Annotated in this window: 1 protein-coding gene; it reads left to right on the top strand. The window is 45.6% G+C overall.

Annotation, left to right across the window (positions count from 1 at the left end):
* The coding region (locus tag ETG88_RS22095; protein WP_164971839.1) for an Ig-like domain-containing protein at nucleotides 1–1,043 on the top strand (1,043 nt) is incomplete at both ends.

Here is a 1,043-nt window from a genome sequence, read left to right as displayed (position 1 = left end):
CAAAAGGGTGTATTCAATGTCACAGCTAAAGTTAACAATAGCGAAGTGACTAAACCTGCTACCTTTATCAGCGATGCGATTATCAAGGAAGAAAACATGATAATTGATCCTGATGGGAACATCTCCAACGGACTGGAAAGAAACCGAGTAACAGTCATCGTTACCGACGCAGCTGGCAACCCGCTAGAGGGCGAAAATGTAGTGTTTACGGTTGAGGAAGAACCGAGGCTATATCTTTACCCGATTATCACCACGACCGGAGATGATGGGAAAGCTGTCGCAGAGTTGGCCAGCGGTAAATTCGGTACTTACAATGTTACTGCAACGGTAAATGGTAAGAGTACTACAAAACCGACTACTTTCGTTCAGTGGGGCATAGGTGTGGGTACCGTGAACATTATCAAAAATAACGCGCTGGCTGATGAAGAGGATACAAACGAAATAGAAGCTATCGTTGATGATGGTAATATTAATCCAGTGGCGGGGGTTAAGGTGACGTTCTGGGTCGAAGGTAATTCGAATGCGCGACCAATAACATTTGTGGAAAACGAGGTTCTAACAGATGAAAATGGTCGTGCCAGAACGAAAATAAAAGCTAATCGCCCTGGGGATTATCAAATTGTGGCAACGGCTTACGATCATGGCAACGTAAGCGCAAGCGCATGGTTTACATTCAAAACTAGTGGTCTGAACGTCGAGAAATCAGCCCTTAGAGTGACACCAGCGTCTATCACGGCAAACAATACTGAGTCTGCAACAATCGAACTCAAAGTAAGAGATAAATTTGACACTTCGATTCCCGGGCAGGATGTCTCTTTTGTCGTGGAGAATGAAGATGGCACTTTACCTGCTGAAGGTGCAATTACACTGAGCCCAGTGATTGAAGGTGACCCTGTGATTCTCGATGAGTCTGGTTTTTACACCGCCACTCTGAAGGGGGCTACGCCAGGAAGATACAGAATCACTCCGTTTATTGAAGGGGAGCGTGTCGGTTTAAGCGAGATGATCGAACTGACTTCTTCTGCCAGGATTCTGGACAGTGA

Source organism: Lelliottia nimipressuralis, from assembly GCF_004115925.1.
Taxonomy (GTDB): domain Bacteria; phylum Pseudomonadota; class Gammaproteobacteria; order Enterobacterales; family Enterobacteriaceae; genus Enterobacter; species Enterobacter nimipressuralis.
The sequence above is the reverse complement of the archived record's forward strand: the minus strand, read 5'-3'. Positions and strand labels throughout refer to the sequence as shown.